Origin of the sequence: Pseudoclavibacter terrae, from assembly GCF_008831075.1 — a bacterium.
In the GTDB taxonomy this organism is placed as follows: Bacteria; Actinomycetota; Actinomycetes; order Actinomycetales; family Microbacteriaceae; genus Pseudoclavibacter; species Pseudoclavibacter terrae.
The window spans coordinates 457,477-477,942 of record NZ_WBJX01000002.1 but is presented as its reverse complement, the minus strand read 5'-3'; the positions used below and the strand labels follow the sequence as shown (position 1 = coordinate 477,942).

17 protein-coding genes are annotated in these 20,466 nt (G+C 67.3%); 12 read left to right on the top strand and 5 right to left on the bottom strand.

Annotated elements, in window-relative coordinates:
• Positions 1-48 precede the first annotated feature (48 nt).
• Positions 49-684, top strand: a complete 636-nt coding sequence (gene coaE, locus F8O03_RS08465; protein WP_151423462.1) for a dephospho-CoA kinase — start codon at positions 49-51, stop codon at positions 682-684.
• A gap of 331 nt (positions 685-1,015) precedes the next feature.
• Here the strand turns inward: coaE and F8O03_RS08460 are convergent, their stop codons facing one another.
• Positions 1,016-1,768 (bottom strand): IMPACT family protein, encoded by a 753-nt coding sequence (locus F8O03_RS08460; RefSeq protein ID WP_151423461.1) that lies wholly within the window; start codon positions 1,766-1,768, stop codon positions 1,016-1,018.
• 145 nt (positions 1,769-1,913) lie between these two features.
• Between F8O03_RS08460 and F8O03_RS08455 the strand changes: the two genes are divergently transcribed.
• The 11 genes from F8O03_RS08455 (at position 1,914) to F8O03_RS08405 (ending at position 15,392) form a co-directional block, all read left to right on the top strand.
• Positions 1,914-2,450, top strand: coding sequence for a Dps family protein (locus F8O03_RS08455; protein ID WP_104252915.1), 537 nt, complete (start codon positions 1,914-1,916; stop codon positions 2,448-2,450).
• A 91-nt stretch (positions 2,451-2,541) separates the two neighbouring features.
• On the top strand, positions 2,542-4,620 hold the full coding sequence (uvrB, locus tag F8O03_RS08450) for an excinuclease ABC subunit UvrB (RefSeq protein ID WP_151423460.1): 2,079 nt from the start codon (positions 2,542-2,544) through the stop codon (positions 4,618-4,620).
• 62 nt (positions 4,621-4,682) lie between these two features.
• Complete coding sequence (gene uvrA / locus F8O03_RS08445; protein WP_151423459.1) at positions 4,683-7,556, top strand: excinuclease ABC subunit UvrA; 2,874 nt, start codon at positions 4,683-4,685, stop codon at positions 7,554-7,556.
• Positions 7,556-9,478, top strand: a complete 1,923-nt coding sequence (gene uvrC, locus F8O03_RS08440; RefSeq protein ID WP_151423458.1) for an excinuclease ABC subunit UvrC — start codon at positions 7,556-7,558, stop codon at positions 9,476-9,478. Before uvrA ends, uvrC begins: the two co-directional genes overlap by 1 nt.
• Before the next feature lie 58 nt (positions 9,479-9,536).
• On the top strand, positions 9,537-10,424 hold the full coding sequence (gene rapZ / locus F8O03_RS08435; RefSeq protein WP_068481863.1) for an RNase adapter RapZ: 888 nt from the start codon (positions 9,537-9,539) through the stop codon (positions 10,422-10,424).
• A 71-nt stretch (positions 10,425-10,495) separates the two neighbouring features.
• Positions 10,496-11,473 (top strand): DNA-binding protein WhiA, encoded by a 978-nt coding sequence (gene whiA, locus F8O03_RS08430; protein ID WP_068481866.1) that lies wholly within the window; start codon positions 10,496-10,498, stop codon positions 11,471-11,473.
• A 184-nt stretch (positions 11,474-11,657) separates the two neighbouring features.
• Positions 11,658-12,659, top strand: coding sequence for a type I glyceraldehyde-3-phosphate dehydrogenase (gene gap, locus F8O03_RS08425; protein ID WP_244296085.1), 1,002 nt, complete (start codon positions 11,658-11,660; stop codon positions 12,657-12,659).
• Positions 12,660-12,690: 31 nt separating this feature from the next.
• The gene (locus F8O03_RS08420; RefSeq protein ID WP_151423457.1) at positions 12,691-13,902 is read left to right on the top strand and encodes a phosphoglycerate kinase; all 1,212 of its coding nucleotides are present in this window, start codon (positions 12,691-12,693) and stop codon (positions 13,900-13,902) included.
• A complete protein-coding gene (gene tpiA / locus F8O03_RS08415; RefSeq protein ID WP_151423456.1) occupies positions 13,896-14,684 on the top strand; it encodes a triose-phosphate isomerase in 789 nt (262 codons plus the stop codon). The genes F8O03_RS08420 and tpiA overlap by 7 nt, the downstream gene beginning before the upstream one ends.
• A gap of 81 nt (positions 14,685-14,765) precedes the next feature.
• Positions 14,766-15,023 carry a preprotein translocase subunit SecG gene (gene secG, locus F8O03_RS08410; protein WP_104241218.1) on the top strand — a complete coding sequence of 86 codons (258 nt, stop codon included), beginning with the start codon at positions 14,766-14,768 and terminating at the stop codon, positions 15,021-15,023.
• On the top strand, positions 15,024-15,392 hold the full coding sequence (locus F8O03_RS08405) for an RNA polymerase-binding protein RbpA (RefSeq protein WP_104252908.1): 369 nt from the start codon (positions 15,024-15,026) through the stop codon (positions 15,390-15,392).
• Positions 15,393-15,507: 115 nt separating this feature from the next.
• Here the strand turns inward: F8O03_RS08405 and pgl are convergent, their stop codons facing one another.
• From pgl to F8O03_RS08385, 4 genes are all read right to left on the bottom strand, one after another.
• Positions 15,508-16,263, bottom strand: a complete 756-nt coding sequence (pgl, locus tag F8O03_RS08400) for a 6-phosphogluconolactonase (protein ID WP_151423455.1) — start codon at positions 16,261-16,263, stop codon at positions 15,508-15,510.
• Entirely contained in the window at positions 16,260-17,228 is a 969-nt protein-coding gene (locus F8O03_RS08395; RefSeq protein ID WP_151423454.1) for a glucose-6-phosphate dehydrogenase assembly protein OpcA, read from the bottom strand. The genes pgl and F8O03_RS08395 overlap by 4 nt, the downstream gene beginning before the upstream one ends.
• Positions 17,225-18,766 carry a glucose-6-phosphate dehydrogenase gene (zwf, locus tag F8O03_RS08390; protein ID WP_104311910.1) on the bottom strand — a complete coding sequence of 514 codons (1,542 nt, stop codon included), beginning with the start codon at positions 18,764-18,766 and terminating at the stop codon, positions 17,225-17,227. Before zwf ends, F8O03_RS08395 begins: the two co-directional genes overlap by 4 nt.
• 108 nt (positions 18,767-18,874) lie before the next feature.
• The gene (locus F8O03_RS08385; protein ID WP_151423453.1) at positions 18,875-20,461 is read right to left on the bottom strand and encodes a glucose-6-phosphate isomerase; all 1,587 of its coding nucleotides are present in this window, start codon (positions 20,459-20,461) and stop codon (positions 18,875-18,877) included.
• Positions 20,462-20,466 lie beyond the last annotated feature (5 nt).

The following is a 20,466-nucleotide window of genomic DNA, read 5'->3' as shown; positions in this document are numbered from 1 at the left end:
ACGACGCTGCCCGTCGGAGGGCATGCGCAGACGAGAGGACGGCACATCATGGTCACCATCGCGCTGACCGGGGGGATCGGATCCGGCAAGACGACCATCGCCAATCGACTCGCCGAGCTCGGCGGCGTGATCCTCGATGCCGACGTGTTCGCGCGCGAGGCCGTCGCGGTCGGCTCTCCAGCGCTTCGACAGATCGCCGCGCGCTTCGGACAGCAGGTGCTCCTGGCGGACGGCTCGCTGGACCGTCCCGCAATCGGCGCGCTGGTCTTCGGCGACGAAGAGGCGCGCCGAGCGCTCAACGACATCGTGCACCCGGAGGTGCGTCGCCTCACGGGGGAGAGGCTCGAGGAAGTGCTCGCCGACGACCCGGCGGCCCTCGTCGTGCACGTCATCCCGTTGCTCGTCGAATCAACGAGCAACTACGACTACGAGGAGATCTGGGTTGCGGATGCGCCGGCCCGCACCCGAGAGGAGCGCCTCGTCGAGGGCCGCGGGATGACGAGGGAGGACGCGCAGGCACGAATCGCATCGCAGGCGAGCGACGACGAGCGGCGTCGGATCGCCGACGTGCTCATCGACACAAGCGCTCCGCTCGACGAGACGCTCGATCAGGTCGATGCCGAGTGGCGCCGGCTCGCGGCCGCGGGCCTGCGTGCACCGGAGACGCAGACCTACGGGGTCTGACCGACACGCGCGCATCTCGTCCCGAGCGCTTCACCTCGTCGTCTCCCCCCCCTCGAGAGCTCGAGATCCCTGCACGCAGCGGCACGGGGTGCGCCAGCGAGGCGATCGCTTCGAAGCTGACGCCCCCGACTTCTTCTCGACCAACTGCGGTCCGGCGATCGCGGTGTTCCGATCCCCGGGCGACGATGCAGCGCGAATGGCCGCGCTGGACGAAGACCGGTCGGCACTCGCCGAGCCTCCCCTGCTGGACGGTCAGATGGACTGGGAGCACCCAACGGTCACGGCTTCCCGGAGGTGACTCGTGCACTGGCGATCGACGGACGCCGCCCGGTCATCGCGGCGACGAGCGCCCCGAACGCCCTGCGGCAAGATCGACCCACTCAGTGCCGAGAGGGACGAGCGCGCCCCGGCCGGCGGTGACAGCCGCCACCTCGGCAGCCAGCAGCCCCCGCGCGCCAGGGGAGTCGGGAATGGCCAGGCTCAACATCGCTGTGGCTCCCGCGTAGTCGGTTCCGGTCACGAGCGTGCCGCGGGCGCGGAGCTCGTTCTCCCACTGGCCCGCGGTGGCGTGCGGCGCTTCGAGTCCGAAGACCGCCCGTGCCTCGCGAGTCGCGAGTCGCGCGAGTCGCAGGGTCGCCGAGACGGACTCCGAGTAGGCGCGCACGAGGCCGCCTGCGCCGAGCAGGACGCCGCCGAAGTAACGGGTGACCACGGCGACGACGTCACTGAGGTCGGCCGAGGACGGGACGCCCCGCTCGCGCTCGTGCAGCACGAGTGCCTCGAGCATGGGGGTCCCAGCTGTCCCACCAGGTTCGCCGTCGTCGTTCGAGCGCTGGACAGCTCGTCCGGCACCGAGCACAAACGCGCTGCAGTGATGGCGCGCCAGCCGATGTGCCGCCCGCCGATCGGAGATGACCGCCCTCGCCTCCGCTTCGCTCTCGACACGCTGGAGACGGCAGATGAACCGGGAGCGGCGGATCTCGATCTCGTTGTCGAGTGGGCCCAGGTCAGCGAGAACGCCGTAGCTCGGCGCCGAGTCAGCATGCCCGTTCGACGGGTTGCCCCCTGACTGTCCGGCGCGCATCCCTTCAGTCTACGGCGACCCCTTCGTCCACCCGGCGGCCCTCAGACCAAACGTTCAGACCTGACTGACAAGGTTGGTCTTCCCCCGCACCGAACGGGACTCATCGACCGGGAGCAGCGACGTGCGCTCCCAAGAGAGGACTGAGATGACCACAACAGCCTCAAGCCAGCACACCGAGAACGGCGAGTACACCGTACCCGGACTCTCGCTCGACAAGGGCCACGAGATCGGCGAACTCCTCCAGCTTCGCCTCCACGCTCTCAACGACCTCCACCTCACGCTGAAGCACGCGCACTGGAACGTCATCGGGCGCGACTTCATCAGCGTTCACGAGATGCTCGACCCCCAGATCGAGCTCGTCCGCGGGTACGCCGACGAGGTCGCGGAGCGCATGGCGACCCTGGGCGTCCCGCCGAACGGACTGCCGGGTGCGCTCGTCGAAGCTCGCACCTGGGGTGACTACGAGGTGTTCCGCGCAGGCACGCGCCAGCATCTCGAGGCCCTCGATCACGTCTACGTCGGCGTCATCACCGACCACCGCGAGGCCATCAAGCGCCTCGACGACCTCGACCTCGTGACGCAGGACCTGGTCATCGGCCAGGTGTCCGAGCTCGAGAAGTTCCAGTGGTTCATCCGCGCGCACCTCGAGAACACGCAGGGCGTGCTCTCGAGCGAGGACTAGTCCGCGCCGGTTGCACTTCGGGGCCCCCATGATCGCGCAGAGCGCATCACGGGGGCCCCGAAATGTCGCAGCCGCCACGTACACTTGTTCTATGCAAGCAACACGCAGCGTCCGTCCCTTCGAAGTCGTCAGCGAGTACACGCCGAGTGGCGACCAGCCGAAGGCCATCGACGAGCTTGCGAGTCGCATCAACGCCGGCGAACCGGATGTCGTCCTGCTCGGCGCCACGGGAACCGGAAAATCGGCCACGACCGCGTGGCTCATCGAGAAGCTGCAGCGTCCGGCCCTGGTGCTTGCGCACAACAAGACCCTGGCGGCGCAGCTCGCGACGGAGTTCCGCGAACTCATGCCGAACAACGCCGTCGAGTACTTCGTCTCCTACTACGACTACTACCAGCCAGAGGCGTACGTCCCGCAGACCGACACCTTCATCGAGAAGGACAGCTCGGTCAACGAGGAGGTCGAGCGACTGCGGCACTCCACGACGAACTCGCTCCTGAGTCGCCGCGACGTCATCGTCGTCTCCACGGTCTCCTGCATCTACGGCCTCGGGAAGCCGGAGGAGTACTTCAACTCGATGCTCGCGCTCCACGTCGGAGACCGCATCCCTCGCCAGGAGCTGCTCCGCCGCTTCGTGACGATGCAGTACCAGCGCAACGATGTCGCCTTCCAGCGTGGCACCTTCCGAGTCCGGGGAGACACGATCGAGATCATCCCCGTCTACGAGGAGCTCGCGATCCGTATCGAGATGTTCGGCGACGAGATCGAGGCGCTCACGGCCCTCAACCCGCTGACGGGTGACGTCGTGCGCTCCATGGACTCCGTGAGCGTGTTCCCGGGCTCGCACTACGTCGCGGGGGCGGATGCGATGCAGCGGGCCATGGGACAGATCCGCGACGAACTCGACGATCGCCTCGGCGTCTTCGAGCGCGAGCAGAAGCTGCTCGAGGCCCAGCGGCTCCGCATGCGAACCTCCTTCGACCTCGAGATGATGGAGCAGATCGGCTTCTGCTCCGGCATCGAGAACTACTCGAGGCACATGGACGGTCGCGCGCCCGGCGAGGCACCGCACTGCCTCATCGACTACTTCCCGGACGACTTCATCACCGTCATCGACGAATCGCACGTGACCGTGCCGCAGATCGGCGCGATGTACGAGGGCGACGCCTCGCGGAAGCGCACGCTCGTCGACCACGGATTCCGCCTCCCGAGTGCCCTCGACAATCGACCGCTTCGCTGGGACGAATTCAGCGACCGCGTCGGCCAGACCGTGTACCTCTCGGCGACCCCGGGCAAGTACGAGCTCGCACAGGCAGACGGCTTCGTCGAGCAGATCATCCGCCCGACGGGCCTCGTCGACCCGCAGATCGTCGTGAAGCCGTCAAAGGGCCAGATCGACGACCTGCTCGAGGAGATCCGGGTCCGCGCCGACCGCGACGAGCGAGTCCTCGTCACGACCCTCACCAAGAAGATGGCAGAGGAGCTCACCGACTTCCTCGGCGAGAACGGCGTCCGCGTCCGCTACCTGCACGCCGACGTCGACACCCTGCGCCGGGTGGAACTCCTCTCAGAGCTGCGTGCCGGACTCTACGATGTGCTCGTCGGCATCAACCTCCTCCGCGAGGGCCTCGACCTGCCAGAGGTGTCGCTCGTCGCGATCCTCGACGCCGACAAGGAGGGGTTCCTGCGCTCGAGCACGTCCCTCATCCAGACGATCGGGCGCGCCGCTCGAAACGTGACGGGCGAGGTGCACATGTATGCCGACCGCATCACCGACAGCATGGCGCAGGCCATCGAGGAAACGGATCGGCGACGCGACCGCCAGCTCGCCTACAACAAAGAGCACGGCATCGACCCGACCCCGCTGCGCAAGAAGATCGCAGACATCACGGAGTCGCTCATGCGCGAGGGGCAGGACACCGAGAACCTCCTCGCATCTCGCGGCAAAGGCGACAACAAGCGGCAGACGACACCTAAACTCAAGCGCGAGGGTCTCGCCGCATCCGGCGCACTCGAGCTCGAGAACATGATCTCGGACCTCAACGCGCAGATGCTCGACGCGGCCAGCGAACTCAAGTTCGAGCTCGCCGCCCGCCTCCGCGACGAGCTCTCGGCGCTGAAGCAAGACCTCCGGACTATGGAACGAGCCGGGCACGTCACCAAGGGGTGACCGCGGCCGCGCGCCTCTGACGGGCGCACAGCATCCACACGAATAGAGAACCTGAAAGAGCTATGGCCGTCCTTCCTCCCTCCTCGCAGCTGCGCGTCCAAGGCGCCCGCGTCCACAACCTCAAGAACGTCGACCTCGAGATCCCACGCGACAGCCTGGTCGTCTTCACGGGCCTCTCCGGGTCGGGGAAGTCGTCGCTCGCCTTCGACACCATCTTCGCGGAGGGCCAGCGACGCTACGTCGAGTCGCTCTCCGCCTACGCGCGGCAGTTCCTCGGCCAGGTCGACCGACCCGACGTCGACTTCATCGAGGGCCTGAGCCCTGCGGTCTCCATCGACCAGAAGTCGACGAACCGGAACCCGCGATCGACGGTCGGCACGATCACGGAGATCTACGACTACCTCCGCCTGCTGTGGGCGCGCATCGGCGTGCCGCACTGCCCCGTCTGCGGGGAGGTCATCCAGCGGCAGACCGTGCAGCAGATCGCCGACCACCTCATGGAACTCGAGGAGGGCACCAGGTACCAGGTGCTCGCGCCCGTCGTGCAGCAGAAGAAGGGCGAGTTCGTCGACCTCTTCCAGTCGCTCTCCGGTCAGGGCTACGCGAGGGCGATGGTGGACGGCGAGCGAGTGCAGCTCACCGACCCGCCCAAGCTGAAGAAGTCGTTCAAGCACGACATCTCGGTCATCGTCGACCGCCTCGTCGCCGCCGACGACGTGCTCGGCCGCCTGACCGACTCGCTCGAGACGGCGCTCCGCCTTGCGGACGGCCTCGTGCAGATCAACTTCGTGGACGCGGAGGGTGACGACGCGTGGACCACGTTCTCCGAGCAGCTCTCCTGCCCCAACAACCACCCCATCGCGCTCACCGAGATCGAGCCGAGGACCTTCTCCTTCAACGCTCCGTTCGGCGCCTGCCAGACCTGCGACGGCCTCGGCACGCGCATGTCCGTCGACCGCGAGCTGCTCGTCGGCGACCCGCTCGACTCGATCGCGGACGGCGTCATCCTGCCGTGGAGCTCTCAGGGCAAGAGCCTCTACCAGTACTACGAGCGACTCCTCCTCGGGCTCTCCGAGCAGATCCAGTTCAAGCTCACGACTCCGTGGAAGAAGCTCCCGGAGGAGGTCCGCGAGGCCATCCTCGAGGGGCGCGAGTACGAGGTCAAGGTCAAGTACCGCAACCGGTTCGGCCGGCAGATGACCTACAGCTCCGGCTTCGAGGGCGTCATGCCGTACATCGAGCGCCAGTACGCCGAGGCGGAGACCGACGCGACGCGCGCGCGCTGGGCCCAGTACCTGCGCGAGATCCCCTGCTCGGCCTGCAACGGGGCGCGCCTGCGCCCCGAGGTGCTCGCCGTCAAGGTCCACGGCCGTTCGATCGCCGACGCGACGACGCTGAGCCTCGCCGACTGCCTCGACTTCATGAACACGGTCGAGCTCACCGACCGTGAGGCGAAGATCGCCGCCCAGGTCCTCCGAGAGATCCGCGCCCGCCTCGACTTCCTCATCGAGGTCGGGCTCAGCTACCTCGACCTCGCTCGTGCCGCCGGCACCCTCTCCGGCGGCGAGGCGCAGCGCATCCGCCTCGCGACGCAGATCGGGTCCGGCCTGACGGGCGTGCTCTACGTCCTCGACGAGCCGTCCATCGGGCTCCACCAGCGCGACAACCGACGGCTCATCGAGACCCTCATCAAGCTGCGCGACCTCGGGAACACGCTCATCGTCGTCGAGCACGACGAGGACACCATCCGCACCTCTGACTGGATCGTGGATATCGGGCCAGGAGCCGGCGAGCACGGGGGAGAGGTCGTGCACAGCGGCTCCGTCGCCGACCTCGAGAAGAACACCAGGTCGATCACGGGCGACTACCTCTCGGGGCGCATGGGCATCGAGACGCCCAAGAAGCGTCGGAAGTACGACAAGAAGCGAGAGCTCACCGTCGTCGGCGCCAGGGCCAACAACCTGAAGAACGTGCAGGTGAGCTTCCCCCTCGGCATCCTCACCGCGGTCACGGGTGTCAGCGGGTCCGGGAAGTCGTCGCTCGTGAACGACATCCTGTACCGCGTGCTCGCGAGCAAGCTCAACGGAGCACGCGCCGTCGCCGGCAAGCACACGCGCATCACCGGTGTCGACCAGCTCGACAAGGTCATCCACGTCGACCAGAACCCCATCGGCCGGACTCCCCGCTCGAACCCGGCCACGTACACGGGCGTCTTCGACCGCATCCGCACGCTCTTCGCCGAGACGAGCGAAGCGAAGGCGCGCGGCTACCTGCCTGGTCGCTTCAGCTTCAACGTCAAGGGCGGCCGCTGCGAGGCGTGCTCCGGAGACGGGACGCTGAAGATCGAGATGAACTTCCTCCCGGACGTCTACGTCCTCTGCGAGGTGTGCGGAGGATCGCGCTACAACCGCGAGACCCTGAGCGTGCACTACAAGGGCAAGAACATCGCCGAGGTCCTGCAGATGCCGATTGCCGAGGCCGCGGACTTCTTCGAGCCCATCACTGCCATCCACCGCTACCTCTCCACGCTCGTCGACGTCGGTCTTGGGTACGTGCGCCTCGGGCAGTCGGCCACGACGCTCTCCGGCGGCGAGGCGCAGCGCGTCAAGCTCGCAACCGAGCTCCAGCGCCGCTCCAACGGACGGAGCGTCTACGTGCTCGACGAGCCCACCACCGGCCTCCACTTCGAGGACGTCCGCAAGCTCCTGAAGGTGCTGGGCGGACTCGTCGACAAGGGCAACACCGTCATCGTGATCGAGCACAACCTCGACGTCATCAAGTCCGCGGACTGGCTCATCGACATGGGCCCCGAGGGTGGCTCAGGTGGCGGCACCGTCGTCGGCGTCGGCACTCCCGAGAAGGTCGCCGGCATCGCGGAGAGCCACACGGGCCAGTACCTCAAGGAGATCTTCGACCGGGAGGCAGCTGGCCGCTGATGGCGAACGTCCTGCCATACCGTCCCGCGACGGGCGACATCCCCACGGCCCCCGGGGTCTACAGGTTCCTCGGGGACAACGACCGCGTGCTCTACGTCGGGAAGGCCAAGAACCTCCGCGCGCGCCTGAGCAACTACTTCGCGCCGCTCGAGCGGTTGCACGAACGCACGCGGCACATGGTGACGACAGCCACTCGAGTCGAGTGGACCGTCGTGCGCACCGAGACCGAGGCCCTGCAGCTCGAGTACACCTGGATCCAGGAGTTCTCGCCGCCCTTCAACGTCAAGTTCAAGGACGACAAGAGCTACCCGTTCATGGCGGTCACGCTCGGCGACGAGGCGCCGCGCGTCCTCGTCACCCGCAACCCGAAGATCCGCGGCGCCAGGTACTTCGGTCCGTACCCCAAGGTCTGGGCGGTCAACGAGACCATCGACCTCATGGTCAAGGCGTTCCCGATCCGAACCTGCAACGACTCGAACTACAAGCGCGCCATGCAGAGCGGGCGCCCGTGCTTCCCGGGCCAGATCGGCCGGTGCGGAGGGCCATGCAGCGGACGCGTGACGATCGCGGAGCACCGCGTGATCGTGAACGAGTTCGTGCGGTTCATGGAGAGCTACGACCGCAGCCTGCTGACGACGCTGCAGGAGGAGATGAAGCTCGCCGCCAGCGAGATGCGCTTCGAGGACGCAGCCAGGCTGCGCGACCGCATCGGAGCGCTCGAGAACGTCCTGGAGAAGAGCGCGGTCGTCCTGCCGGACAACGTCGACCTCGACCTCTTCGGCATCGCGGAGGACGAGCTGAGCGCATCCGTGCAGCAGTTCACGGTTCGCGGCGGGCGCATACGCGGTGTTCGCAACTGGGTGCTCGACAAGGAGCTCGACACCGACCTCGGGACGATCATCGACCAGACCATGCAGCGCGTCTACGGCAAGGACGGGCTCTTCCCGCCAGGTGAGATCATCGTGCCGGCGCTCCCCGACGACTCCGAGGCGCTGACCGAATGGCTCGAGGCGACCAGGCAGGCCAAGGTGAACCTGCGAACGGCCCAACGGGGCCCGAAATCGGAGCTCCTCAAGACCGCCACGATCAACGCCATGGGATCGCTCGCGCAGTACAAGCTCAAACGCAGCAGCGACTACGTCGCACGATCGGATGCGCTCACCGAGCTGCAGAACGCGCTGGGCCTGGCGGAGGCGCCGCTGCGCATCGAGTGCTACGACATCTCGCATCTGCAGGGCACCGGCATCGTCGGATCCATGGTCGTCTTCGAGGACGGCCTGGCGAGGAAGTCGCACTACCGGCGCTTCAACATCGCCTCGTCGACGGACGACACGGACTCCATCCGGCAGGTGCTCGCCCGGCGCCTCGCCTACCTGCGCGACGACGCGACGCCGGCTGACATCGTCGAAGACACGGCACTCTCCGCGGATCCCATCAAGGCGTCGACGCAGGAGTCCACGCGGGCCAAGTTCGCCTACCGACCGCAGCTGCTGCTCATCGACGGCGGAGTGCCGCAGGTCAACGCGGCGCAACGTGCGCTCGAGGAATCCGGGGTGCGCGGCATCGCCGTCGTCGGCATCGCCAAGCGGCTCGAGGAGCTCTGGCTGCCCGACGACGACTTCCCGGTCATCCTCCCTCGAGGGTCCGAAGCGCTCTTCCTGGTGCAGCGTCTCCGAGACGAGGCGCACCGCTTCGCGATCCGCCATCAGCGCACGAAGCGCAAGGCCGACATCGGCACGGTCCTCGCGGACATCCCGGGTCTCGGGCCGACGCGCGTCGCCGCCCTCCTCAAGAAGTTCGGCTCGGTCAAAAGACTTCGAGCGGCCACCGTCGACGAGCTCACGAGCGTGCAGGGAGTCGGAGAGGCCACCGCGACCGCGATTACCGAGCGATTCGCGCGAGAGCAATCAGCGGAAGCGTGAGAGACGTCCGCTTCGGCTATGTAGGCTGGTGTTTTAGTCCACGGGAGGTGACCTGCGCATGAGTTCGGCGGAGATCGACGGCGAAGGACGCCAGCACATCATGATCGTCACCGGCATGTCCGGTGCAGGGCGGTCAACGGCGTGCAAGGCGTTCGAGGACCTCGACTGGTTCGTGGTCGACAATCTGCCCCCGCAGATGATCAGGCCCCTCATCGAGGTCGCAGGCAAGGCGCGAGACTCGCTCCCGAAGCTCGCCGTCTCTGTCGACGTACGCGGCGGCCACCTCCTCGAGGAGTTCACCGCGCTCGTCGGAGGGCTCAGGGAGACGCACGAGGTCGACGTGCTCTTCCTCGATGCGACCGACGGAACGCTCGTGCGCCGGTTCGAGGCGGTCCGGCGCCCGCATCCCCTGCAGGGCAACGGAACGATTCTCGACGGCATCGCACGCGAACGCAGCCGCCTTCAGGAGATCCGCGAGGCGAGCGACATCGTCATCGACACCTCGGAGCTCAACGGTCACCAGCTGGTGACCCGCATCGTCAAGCGCTTCGGCGAAGCCGACCAGAACAAGGTCGCCGTAACGGTGCAGAGCTTCGGGTTCAAGTACGGCATCCCCACGGACGCCGATCTCGTCGTCGACATGCGCTTCCTGCCGAACCCCTTCTGGGAGCCGGAACTCCGCGCCTTCAACGGCCGGGACAAGCGTGTCTCCGACTACGTCTTCGACCAAGAAGGTGCAGACGAGTTCCTGACCCACTACATTGAGATGCTTGACCCCGTGCTGCGGGGTTACGAACGTGAGAACAAGCGGCACGTGACGCTCGCCGTCGGATGCACCGGTGGCAAGCACCGCTCGGTCGCCATGACCGAGCGCATCGCGAGCCTGCTGCGCGAACGTGATGACACGATCATCAGCGTGCGGCACCGCGATCTCGGTCGCGAGTGACTCTCGTTCCATCTCGCATTCGCGACGACGCTTCGTCGCGCCCACTCACTCTGATCCATGGAGGTACCCCGGTGACGCTCACCGCCGATGTCAAGCACGAGCTTCTGCGCACGCGCGCAGCCACAACCCAAGCTCGTGCTGCCGAGGTCGCGTCGCTCCTGAGGTTCGCGGGTGGCCTGCAGCTCATCTCGGGGCGAATCGCTGTCGAAGCGCAGCTCGACTCCGAGATGCTCGCCCGACGGCTCGGCCGAGAGCTCCTCGAGCTGTACGGCGTGCGAGCGAAGATCTCCATCGTCGCCGGCTCCGGTGCCAGGCCGGGAGAGAGCTACCTGCTTCGAGTCCTCGAGAACGGTGAGACGCTCGCCAGGCAGACGGGACTCATGGATGCGCGACGACGCACCGTGCGCGGGCTCCCGAACCGGCTCACCACCGGCAGCCAGGACGACCTGACTGCCGTCTGGCGCGGCGCGTTCCTCGCGGCCGGATCCCTGACCGATCCGGGCAGGTCGGCGTCCCTCGACATCATCACCCCGAACTCCGAGACCGCGATGGCGCTCGTCGGCGCCGCCGGACGGCTCGGCGTCTCGTCCAAGGCCCGCGAGGTCCGTGGCGTGCACCGCGTCGTCATCCGCGACGGTGATGCGATCAGCGCGATGCTGACCGTCATCGGAGCCCACGCGACCGTCGAGAGCTGGGAGAGCCTCCGGCAGCGCCGCGAGACGCGGGCGACCGCCAACCGGCTCGTGAACTTCGACGACGCGAACCTGCGGCGCTCCGCTCAGGCTGCGGTGACGGCCTGCACGCGCGTCGAGCGGGCGCTCGAGATCCTCGGCGAGGGAGCTCCGGACCACCTCAAGTACGCGGGGCAGCTGCGTCTCGCGCATCGTGAGGCGTCCCTGGACGAGCTGGGGCGCTACGCGGATCCGCCCATGACGAAGGACGCCGTCGCCGGCCGCATCCGTCGCCTCCTCGCATTGGCGGACAAGCAGGCATCGGACCGGGGCATCCCCGGCACGGAGTCCAACCTGCCCGTGCTCGACGAGCTCTGATCACCGCGCCGAACCGCTCTGCCCGTTTGGTCACCTCCGCGCCCGCCCATGGGACTAGGCTGACGATGTTGAACGGGCCTGTCCAGCAGACCGTTCCCACGATTTCGGTGCGATGGTGCACCCGGCCGCTTGTGGCCACACAGTCCTGTCAAATCGGAGAAACAACAGGAAAAAGGAGCATCACGTGACGAAAATCGCCATCAACGGTTTCGGACGCATCGGACGCAGCTACGCACGCGCACTGCTGCAGGATGACAACACCCTCGAGCTCGTTGCAATCAACGACCTCACCGACAACAAGACCCTTGCACACCTCCTCAAGTACGACTCCACGGGTGGCAAGCTCAAGAACGACATCTCGTTCGACGACGACGCCATCTACGTCGACGGCAAGAAGATCACGGCCACGGCCGAGCGCGACCCCGCCAACCTGCCCTGGGCAGAGCTCGGCGTCGAGATCGTCATCGAGAGCACGGGGCACTTCACCGACCCCGACAAGGCTCGCGCGCACATCGCTGCTGGCGCCAAGAAGGTCATCCTCTCGGCTCCCGCTTCCGGACCGGCCCCGACGTTCGTCTTCGGCGTGAACCACACCGAGTACGACCCCGAGAATGACGACGTCATCTCGAACGCGTCGTGCACGACGAACTGCCTCGCGCCGCTCGTGAAGGTCTTCAACGACAAGTTCGGCATCGAGTCGGGTCTCATGACCACGGTCCACGCCTACACGTCCGACCAGAACCTGCAGGACGGCCCCCACAAGGACCTCCGTCGTGCACGTGCGGCCGCGCTGAGCATCATCCCGACGTCCACAGGTGCTGCGAAGGCCATCGGCCTCGTCATCCCTGAGCTCGCGGGCAAACTCGACGGCTTCGCACTCCGCGTGCCCACCGAGACCGGCTCGATCACCGACCTCACCGTCGTCTCCAAGACGCCTGTGACCGTCGAGGAAGTCAACGCCGCGTACAAGGAAGCCGCCGAGGGCGAGTTCAAGGGCCTCCTCATGTACAACGAGGAGGACATCGTCTCGCGCGACATCGTCGGAGAGAACCACTCCTCGATCTTCGACGCGCCGCTGACCAAGGTCATCGGCAACCAGGTGAAGCTGTCGTCCTGGTACGACAACGAGTGGGGCTACACGGTTCGCCTCGTCGACCTCACCGAGTACGTCGCGAGCAAGCTCTAACCACTTCGGCAACAGAGGAAGGATCGCCAACATGGCGCTTCGCACAATCGAGAGCCTTGGCTCCCTCACGGGAAAGAAGGTCATCGTCCGCTGCGACCTGAACGTGCCGCTGAAGGAGGGCGTGATCACCGACGATGGTCGGATTCGCGCCTCCCTCGGCACGCTCCGCCTCCTCCTCGACCAGGGTGCGCAGGTCATCGTGATCTCGCACCTTGGTCGGCCCAAGGGGGCACCTGAACCGCAGTACTCGCTTGCTCCGGCCGCCTCCCGGCTGGGTGAGCTCCTCGAGATCGATGCCCCTCTTGCGGCTGACACGGTGGGTGAGGACGCACAGCGCCTCGTCGGCGGTCTCGAAGACGGCCAGCTGGTCGTCCTCGAGAACCTTCGCTTCAACCCGGGTGAGACGAGCAAGGACGACGCCGAGCGTCGAGCCTTCGCCGAGCAGCTCGCGAGCTTCGCGGACGCATTCGTCTCGGACGGCTTCGGAGTCGTGCACCGCAAGCAGGCTTCGGTGTACGACCTGCCCCAGCTCGTGCCGAGCGCTGCGGGACTTCTCGTGGCGAACGAGCTCGAGGTGCTCGAGCGTCTGACGTCGGCCGTCGAACGGCCGTATTCGGTTGTGCTCGGTGGTTCGAAGGTGTCCGACAAGCTCGGAGTCATCGAGCATCTCCTGCCGAGGGTCGACTCGATCCTCATCGGCGGGGGGATGCTGTTCACGTTCCTCGCGGCCCAGGGCCACAAGGTCGGCTCCTCGCTCTTGGAGTCGGACCAGCTGGACACCGTTCGCGGGTACCTGGCGGATGCAGAGCAGCGTGGAGTCTCCATCGTGCTGCCGAGCGATGTCGTCGTCGCCGCGTCGTTCTCGGCTCACGCCGAGCACGAGGTCGTTCCCGCTGACGGCATCGAGGACAGCAGGTTCGGAGCGTCAGGAATCGGACTCGACATCGGGCCCGAGACGGCCAAGGCGTTCGCCTCGGTCATCCGCGACTCGAAGACCGTGTTCTGGAACGGGCCCATGGGCGTGTTCGAGTTCGCCGCGTTCGCGGAGGGGACGCGTTCCGTCGCAGACGCGCTGACCGACGTCGACGGCCTCTCGGTTGTCGGTGGCGGCGACTCCGCAGCAGCCGTGCGCACGCTCGGCTTCGCGGATGACAGATTTGGCCACATCTCTACTGGTGGCGGTGCCAGCCTCGAGTTCCTCGAAGGCAAGCAGCTGCCCGGATTGCAGGTTCTCGGATGGTAACGACTCGCACCCCGCTCATGGCGGGCAACTGGAAGATGAACCTGGACCACCTCCAGGCCATCGCGTTCACGCAGAAGCTCGCGTGGGCGCTCAAGGACGCGAAGCACGACTTCGACGACGTCGAGGTGGCGATCTTCCCTCCCTACACCGATCTGCGGAGCGTGCAGACGCTCGTGGACGCCGACAAGCTCTCGCTGAGCTACGGCGCCCAGGACGTCTCCGCCCACGACTCGGGCGCGTACACGGGTGAGATCTCCGGCGCATTCCTGAGCGCTCTCGCCTGCAGGTACGTCATCCTCGGTCACTCCGAGCGGCGCACGCTGCACGCGGAGACCGATGAGGTCGTGGGCAGCAAGGTGAAGGCCGCGCTCAAGCACGGCCTTGTGCCAGTCATCTGCGTCGGCGAGACGTCGGAAGACCTCGAGAAGTTCGGCGCAAGCGCCGTCCCCGTCGCTCAGCTGAAGGCTGCGCTCGAGGGCGTCGAAGGCACCCCGGACCTCGTTGTCGCCTACGAGCCGGTCTGGGCTATCGGCTCAGGACAGGCCGCGACCCCCGAGCAGGCGCAGACCGTCGCCAAGGCGCTCCGCGATGCACTCGAGGAGCTTCTGGGCGAATCGGTGGCCGCGGCGACGCGCATCCTCTACGGCGGTTCCGTGAAGTCGGACAACATCGCGGGCTTCATGCGCGAGCCCGACGTCGACGGTGCACTCATCGGCGGCGCGAGCCTGAAGGTCGACGAGTTCAGCGCCATCGCGCGGTTCCGTCAGCACGTCGGTTCCTAGTCGTAAACCGCAACCATCTATACTCGGACGTGGCCTGTTCACTCAGGCCACGTCCGAGTCCGTTCATCTGAGAGGGATTCCGTGGATATTCTCCTCGTCATCCTGCAGGTCGTGTTGGCCATCACCAGCGTCCTGCTGATCCTGTTCATCCTGTTGCACCGCGGACGAGGCGGCGGACTCTCCGACATGTTCGGAGGGGGCATGGGGTCGAACCTCGGCGCCTCCGGTGTCGCCGAGAAGAACCTGAACCGCATCACGGTCACCCTTGCGGTCATCTGGCTGCTCGCCATCGTCGCCATGGGGATCATCACCCGTATCCAGACGGTCGTGGTGAGCTAGGTGGCACAGGGGGGCTCAGCGATCCGAGGGTCGCGTGTCGGTGCCGGACCCATGGGGGAGATGGACCACGGAGTGCACGCTGCGCGCGTGTCGATCTCCTACTGGGATGCGCTCGGCAATGAGACCGTGAGGCACTACTCTGCGGAGATCGCAGAGGACGACATCCCCGAGCTCATCGACTGCCCGATCTCCGGCCTTCCGGCTGGCCGCGACAGGGACAACCCGCCCGCGGCGACGAAGGTCGCGCCGTACAAGACGCACCTCGCGTACGTCAAGGAACGACGGACGAACGAGGAAGCGGAACGACTCCTCGACGAGGCGCTCTCGAAGCTGCGCGAGCGTCGCGGGAAGACGACCACCAAGAGCTGACGCGCCCGCGGCCCGGAGAGGCCGGTGGGGCCGGTGGGGCAAGCACGGTGCAACATGGCTCCGGCCGAGAGTGTTCCTCTCGGCCGGAGCCATCGTCGTCTCGTTCGAGCTGGCGTCAGCCGAGGGCTTCTGCAGCGCCTGCATCGAGCAGCAGGAGCGTTTCGAGGCGGCCGGTCGCAGCGCCGAGGGGCGATTCCTCAGCCGTGACGCCCTCTGTGGAGGCCAATCGCACCGCCGCCGCCTTCTCGGCACCCGTGACGACCGCCCAGACGCGAGCCGCCTCGCGAATGGCGGGCAATGTGAGCGTCACCCGCTCAGGTGGGGGCTTCGGCGAGTCGCGGATGCTCTCGACGAGCGCAGCCGCGGTTTCGAGCCCTGGCGTGCCTGGGAACAGGGAGGCGGTGTGACCGTCGCCTCCCGCGCCGAGGAGCACGAGATCCAGGGACGGGATACCTCCCGGTACTCCATCGGCTGGAGGAACGAGCGCGCGCAGCTCAGCCTCGTAGGCGACGGCAGCATCATCGAGCGTCTCACCGCTGTCGCTCGCGAGCGTCGCGTGCAGCCGCGCCTGCTCGAAGCCGGCCGCGCCTTTCAGCGCATCTGCGACGGCGACGACATTACGGTCGTCGTGACCCGTCGGGACGAAGCGCTCATCGGCGAACCACACATGCACGCGTGTCCAGTCGAGCCCGGCGCGCGCCATCTCGACGACGAAGGCGGGGAGCACTTTCGTCGCGACGGATCCACCGCTCACCGCGACATGCAGCTCTGCCGTGGTCGAGGCGACGAGCTCGACGAACCGGCGTGCAGCGTCGTCTGCAACCGCTGCGACGGACGGCTCGACGTGGCGGACCCGTGACGCCTGCGTCATTCGCTTCCCTCGCCGGTCTCCTCAGCCACGTGAGCACGTGCCTCCGCTGCGGCGGCGGCAGCAAGCACCTCTCCGAACACCCGGTCGGGTCCAAGGGAGCGCAGCTCTTCGGCAAGCACGTCGGGGAGGTCTCGAACCGGCATCGGGATCTTCTGCTCCGGCTGGCCTGGCTGTGTCAGCACGACCGCCGAGTCGCTCACACGCTCGAACGTGACGACGCCGCTCGGACGGGTGAGCTTGATCGCGCGCAGCTGCGCGCGTCCGAGTTCCCGGTCCGTCGCCTGCGCGACGTGAACGGGAACCTGCAGTGCGAGCTGCAACCACGCCGCCATGAGGAGCGTCGAGGTCTGCGAGGGGCGGCCGAGGACCTCCACCTCCTGGATGGGCTCGTACGGGGGCTGATCCAGGACGGCCGCGATCTGCGCGCGCCAGCTGGTCAGTCTCGTCCATGCGAGGTCGCTGTCGCCGTCACAGAACCCCGCCGCGAGCTTCGCCACGGTTTCCTCACCGTTCGGCGAGCTCCCGGAGTCGACGATGCGGAGCTGTGCGATGCGGCCGAGCGACGACGCGCTCGGTGCGCCGAGGGCCGAGTCGGGCCACCAGGCCACCACGGGAGCATCGGGCAGGAGGAGGGCCTGGACCAGGGTCTCAGGGTCGTCAGAGGCGGGCCCGGAGACGTGGAGGACGATGACCTCGCTCGCTCCGGCGTCACCGCCGACCCTGATCTCCGCGTCCATGTTCGAGACCTTCGCGTCACGATCGACGACGTGGATCACGATGACGCGCATCGGATGCTCACCGGATGCCGAGTTCGCGGCTGCGATCGCAGCCTCGCCTCGCCGCTCACCCGTCGAGATGACGAGCGTGAGCACGCGCCCGAGCGCGACTGCTCCGCCCTCCTCTCGCATGGAGACGAGTCGCTTCGAGACGGCCGAGGTCGTCGTGTTGCCGAGTTCGATGATCACGGGCGCCTCCAGGTGCGGCCATCGCGGGCGAGCAGGGCCGTGGCCGAGGCCGGGCCCCAGCTGCCGGGTTTGTAGAGTTCGGGTTGTCCCTGCGTGGCCCAGTACTCCTCGACGGGATCGAGGATCTTCCAGGAGAGCTCGACCTCCTCGTGGCGGGGGAACAGGGGAGGGTCGCCGAGCAGCACGTCGAGGATGAGGCGCTCGTAGGCCTCTGGGCTCGACTCGGTGAATGCGTGCCCGTAGCCGAAGTCCATGGTCACGTCCCGCACGTGCATGCCGGAGCCGGGGATCTTCGAGCCGAAGCGGATCGTGACGCCCTCATCGGGTTGGACCCGGATGACCAGCGCGTTCGGACCGAGCGAGGTGCGCTGGGCTTCGTCGAAGAGGTACAGGGGGCCCTGCTTGAACGTGACGGCGATCTCGGTCACGCGACGACCGAGCCGTTTGCCTGTGCGCAGGTAGAACGGCACGCCGGCCCAGCGGCGGGAGTCGAGCTCGACTCGGAGCGCCGCGTAGGTCTCGGTGGTGGACTTGGGGTTCATGCCGTCCTCTTCGAGGAAGCCACGCACGAATTCGCCGCCCTGCCAGCCTGAGCCGTACTGGCCGCGAGCCGACGCGAGCGACAGGTCGTGGGGGAGGCGAACGGCCGCGAGGGCCTTCTCCTTCTCCTGGCGGAGGTCCTTCGCGTTGAACGAGAGGGGTTCCTCCATGGCAGTGAGGGCGAGCAGCTGCAGGAGGTGGTTCTGGATGACGTCGCGTGCGGCGCCGACGCCGTCGTAGTAGCCGGCGCGGCCGGATACGCCGATGTCCTCGGCCATCGTGATCTGGACGTGGTCGACCGTGTTGGCGTTCCACAGCGGCTCGAACATGGAGTTCGCGAAGCGCAGCGCGAGGATGTTCTGCACCGTCTCCTTGCCGAGGTAGTGGTCGATGCGGAAGATCGCGTCGCTCGCGAAGACCGACTCGACGATGCTGTTCAGCTCTCGCGCCGAGGCCAGGTCATGGCCGAACGGCTTCTCGATGATGACGCGCCGCCACGAATCCTGACGTTCCTCGGCGAGCCCGGATCGGCGCAGCTGAGTTGTCACCTCGGGGAAGGAACGCGGCGGGATCGAGAGGTAAAAGGCGTGATTGCCCCGCGTGCCCTGTTCGTTGTCGAGCTCGTCGAGGACGACCTTGAGGGAGTCGAACGAGGCGTCGTTGTCGAACTCGCCGGAGACGAAGCGGATGCCCTTGGCGAGCTGCGTCCAGACGTCCTCGTTGAAGGGCGTCCTCGCGTGCTGTTCGACGTTCTCCTTCACGAACGCCCGGAACTCGTCGTCGGACCACGGACGGCGAGCGAACCCGACGAGACCGAACGACGGGGAGAGCAGACCGCGGTTGGCGAGGTCGTAGACCGCCGGGAGCAGCTTCTTCCTGGAGAGGTCTCCCGTGACTCCGAAGATGACGAGGCTTGACGGTCCCGCAATGCGGCGCAGGCGCCCATCGTCGATGGACCTGAGGGGGTTGTTGTCCGCGCTGATGTCGACTGGCGTCACAGCGTCGCCTCCTTGTTTTCTAGGCACGGGGTTGCGTGCTCCCGTGTGTGTCCTGCAGACACGAGCGCGGGGATGCGATGGTGCTCGCATCCCCGCCTCGCTGGTCGGTCAGCGCGAGATGGCGCCGAGGAGTGCGTCGAGTCCGCTGCCGGATTCGCCGAGGTCGATGCGCAGCACCGGCTGCCCGTGCGACTCGAGCACGGAGGCATCACCGGCAGCCTGCGCCGAGATGAGCGTGCCGAAGGTGAAGGGACGCTCAGGGATCTCGAGGTCGTTCTTCTCGCCGGATGTGATCTGCAGGAATGCGCCGACCTTCGGGCCGCCCTTGTGGAACTGCCCGGTGGAGTGCAGGAAGCGCGGCCCCCACCCGAAGGTGACGGGTCGTCCTGAGCGCTTCGCGAGCTCGTCACGAAGAGCTTCGAGTGCACTGAAGCGGTTCCGGTCGACGTAGGCCTGCACCGAGAGGTAGCCGTCCGCTGGGATGAGCGCCACGAGGGCGTCGATGGCGCCTCCGAGCGTGCTCTGGCCGGCGACGACGGTCTCGCTGCCGCGCACCTCGACGCCCTCCGAGACGAAGGCGGCCGGCGTTGGCTCCGGCGTCGCCTCCAGGAGTCCGCGTGCGGCGACCTTTGCCGACTCGACGTCGGGCTGGTCGTACGGGTTGATGCCGATGACGGCGCCCGCGACAGCGACGGCGGTCTCCCAGAGCACGAACTGGCCCCCGAGCGAACCGGAGACGGTGATGTCGTCGCCCCCTGCCGGGGTCGCCTCGGCGTCAGCTGCCACGCGGACGAGCTGCAGGTCAGCCGGGCGCGCGTCGATCTCCGGAGCACCGGGGGTGAGGACGACGGGCAGGATGCCGAGGTCGTCTTTTCCGGTCGACTCGGCGATGAGCTGCTCGACCCAGTCGCCGAAGCCGACGATGGATGTGCCGTCGTCGACGATGCCAAGGAATCGCTTGGCGGCGATCGCGGCGCCGAGGACGAGGGCAGGGTTGCTCTCGTCGTCGATGGCCACGGCCGTCGCGGCCACGCCGGCGTCATCGAGGAGGCCGGCGATATCGACGCCGGCCAGTCCGGATGGCACGAGCCCGAACGCGGTCAGCGCAGAGAAGCGCCCTCCGACGTGCGGGTCGGCCAGGAACACGCGGTAGCCAGCAGCCCGAGAGGCTTCCTCCATGGGGGAGCCGGGATCGGTGACGATGACGACTCGGCTGGCCGGGTCGATGCCGGCCGCTTCGAACGCGCTCACGAATGCTCGGCGCTGCGAGTCGGTCTCGACCGTGGAACCGGACTTGGACGACACGACGATCGCCGTGCGCTCGAGGTCCTCTTCGACTGCCGCACGAACCTGTGCGGGGTCGGTGGAGTCGAGCACGACGAGCTCGACGCCCGCGGTGCGCGTGATGACCTCGGGGGCCAGGGATGATCCGCCCATCCCGCAGAGCACGAATCGCGTGATGCCGGCCGACGCGAACTCGTCCCGGAGCGCGACGATGCCGTCGACGAGTTCACGCGAGATCTCGTGCGCGCGCGTCCAGCCGAGTCGGATTGCCGATTCGGCTTCGGCCTCCGGACCCCAGAGCGTGGCGTCCTGCGCGAAGAGGCGCGAGGCGAATCGCTCGGCGACGAGCTCGCCGACCTTCGCGGCTGCCGCTGCGTTCGCGGCACCTGCGGCGCTGACCTTGATGCTCATGGCGA

What these genes read in the sequence shown, in the direction of transcription:
- F8O03_RS08420 (WP_151423457.1), top strand. Translation starts at nt 12,691, where the DNA reads ATGGCGCTTCGCACAATCGAGAGCCTTGGCTCCCTCACGGGAAAGAAG.
- pgl (WP_151423455.1), bottom strand. Translation starts at nt 16,263, where the DNA reads ATGACGCAGGCGTCACGGGTCCGCCACGTCGAGCCGTCCGTCGCAGCG.
- uvrC (WP_151423458.1), top strand. Translation starts at nt 7,556, where the DNA reads ATGGCGAACGTCCTGCCATACCGTCCCGCGACGGGCGACATCCCCACG.
- uvrA (WP_151423459.1), top strand. Translation starts at nt 4,683, where the DNA reads ATGGCCGTCCTTCCTCCCTCCTCGCAGCTGCGCGTCCAAGGCGCCCGC.
- tpiA (WP_151423456.1), top strand. Translation starts at nt 13,896, where the DNA reads ATGGTAACGACTCGCACCCCGCTCATGGCGGGCAACTGGAAGATGAAC.
- uvrB (WP_151423460.1), top strand. Translation starts at nt 2,542, where the DNA reads ATGCAAGCAACACGCAGCGTCCGTCCCTTCGAAGTCGTCAGCGAGTAC.
- F8O03_RS08460 (WP_151423461.1), bottom strand. Translation starts at nt 1,768, where the DNA reads ATGCGCGCCGGACAGTCAGGGGGCAACCCGTCGAACGGGCATGCTGAC.
- F8O03_RS08455 (WP_104252915.1), top strand. Translation starts at nt 1,914, where the DNA reads ATGACCACAACAGCCTCAAGCCAGCACACCGAGAACGGCGAGTACACC.
- coaE (WP_151423462.1), top strand. Translation starts at nt 49, where the DNA reads ATGGTCACCATCGCGCTGACCGGGGGGATCGGATCCGGCAAGACGACC.
- F8O03_RS08385 (WP_151423453.1), bottom strand. Translation starts at nt 20,461, where the DNA reads ATGAGCATCAAGGTCAGCGCCGCAGGTGCCGCGAACGCAGCGGCAGCC.
- rapZ (WP_068481863.1), top strand. Translation starts at nt 9,537, where the DNA reads ATGAGTTCGGCGGAGATCGACGGCGAAGGACGCCAGCACATCATGATC.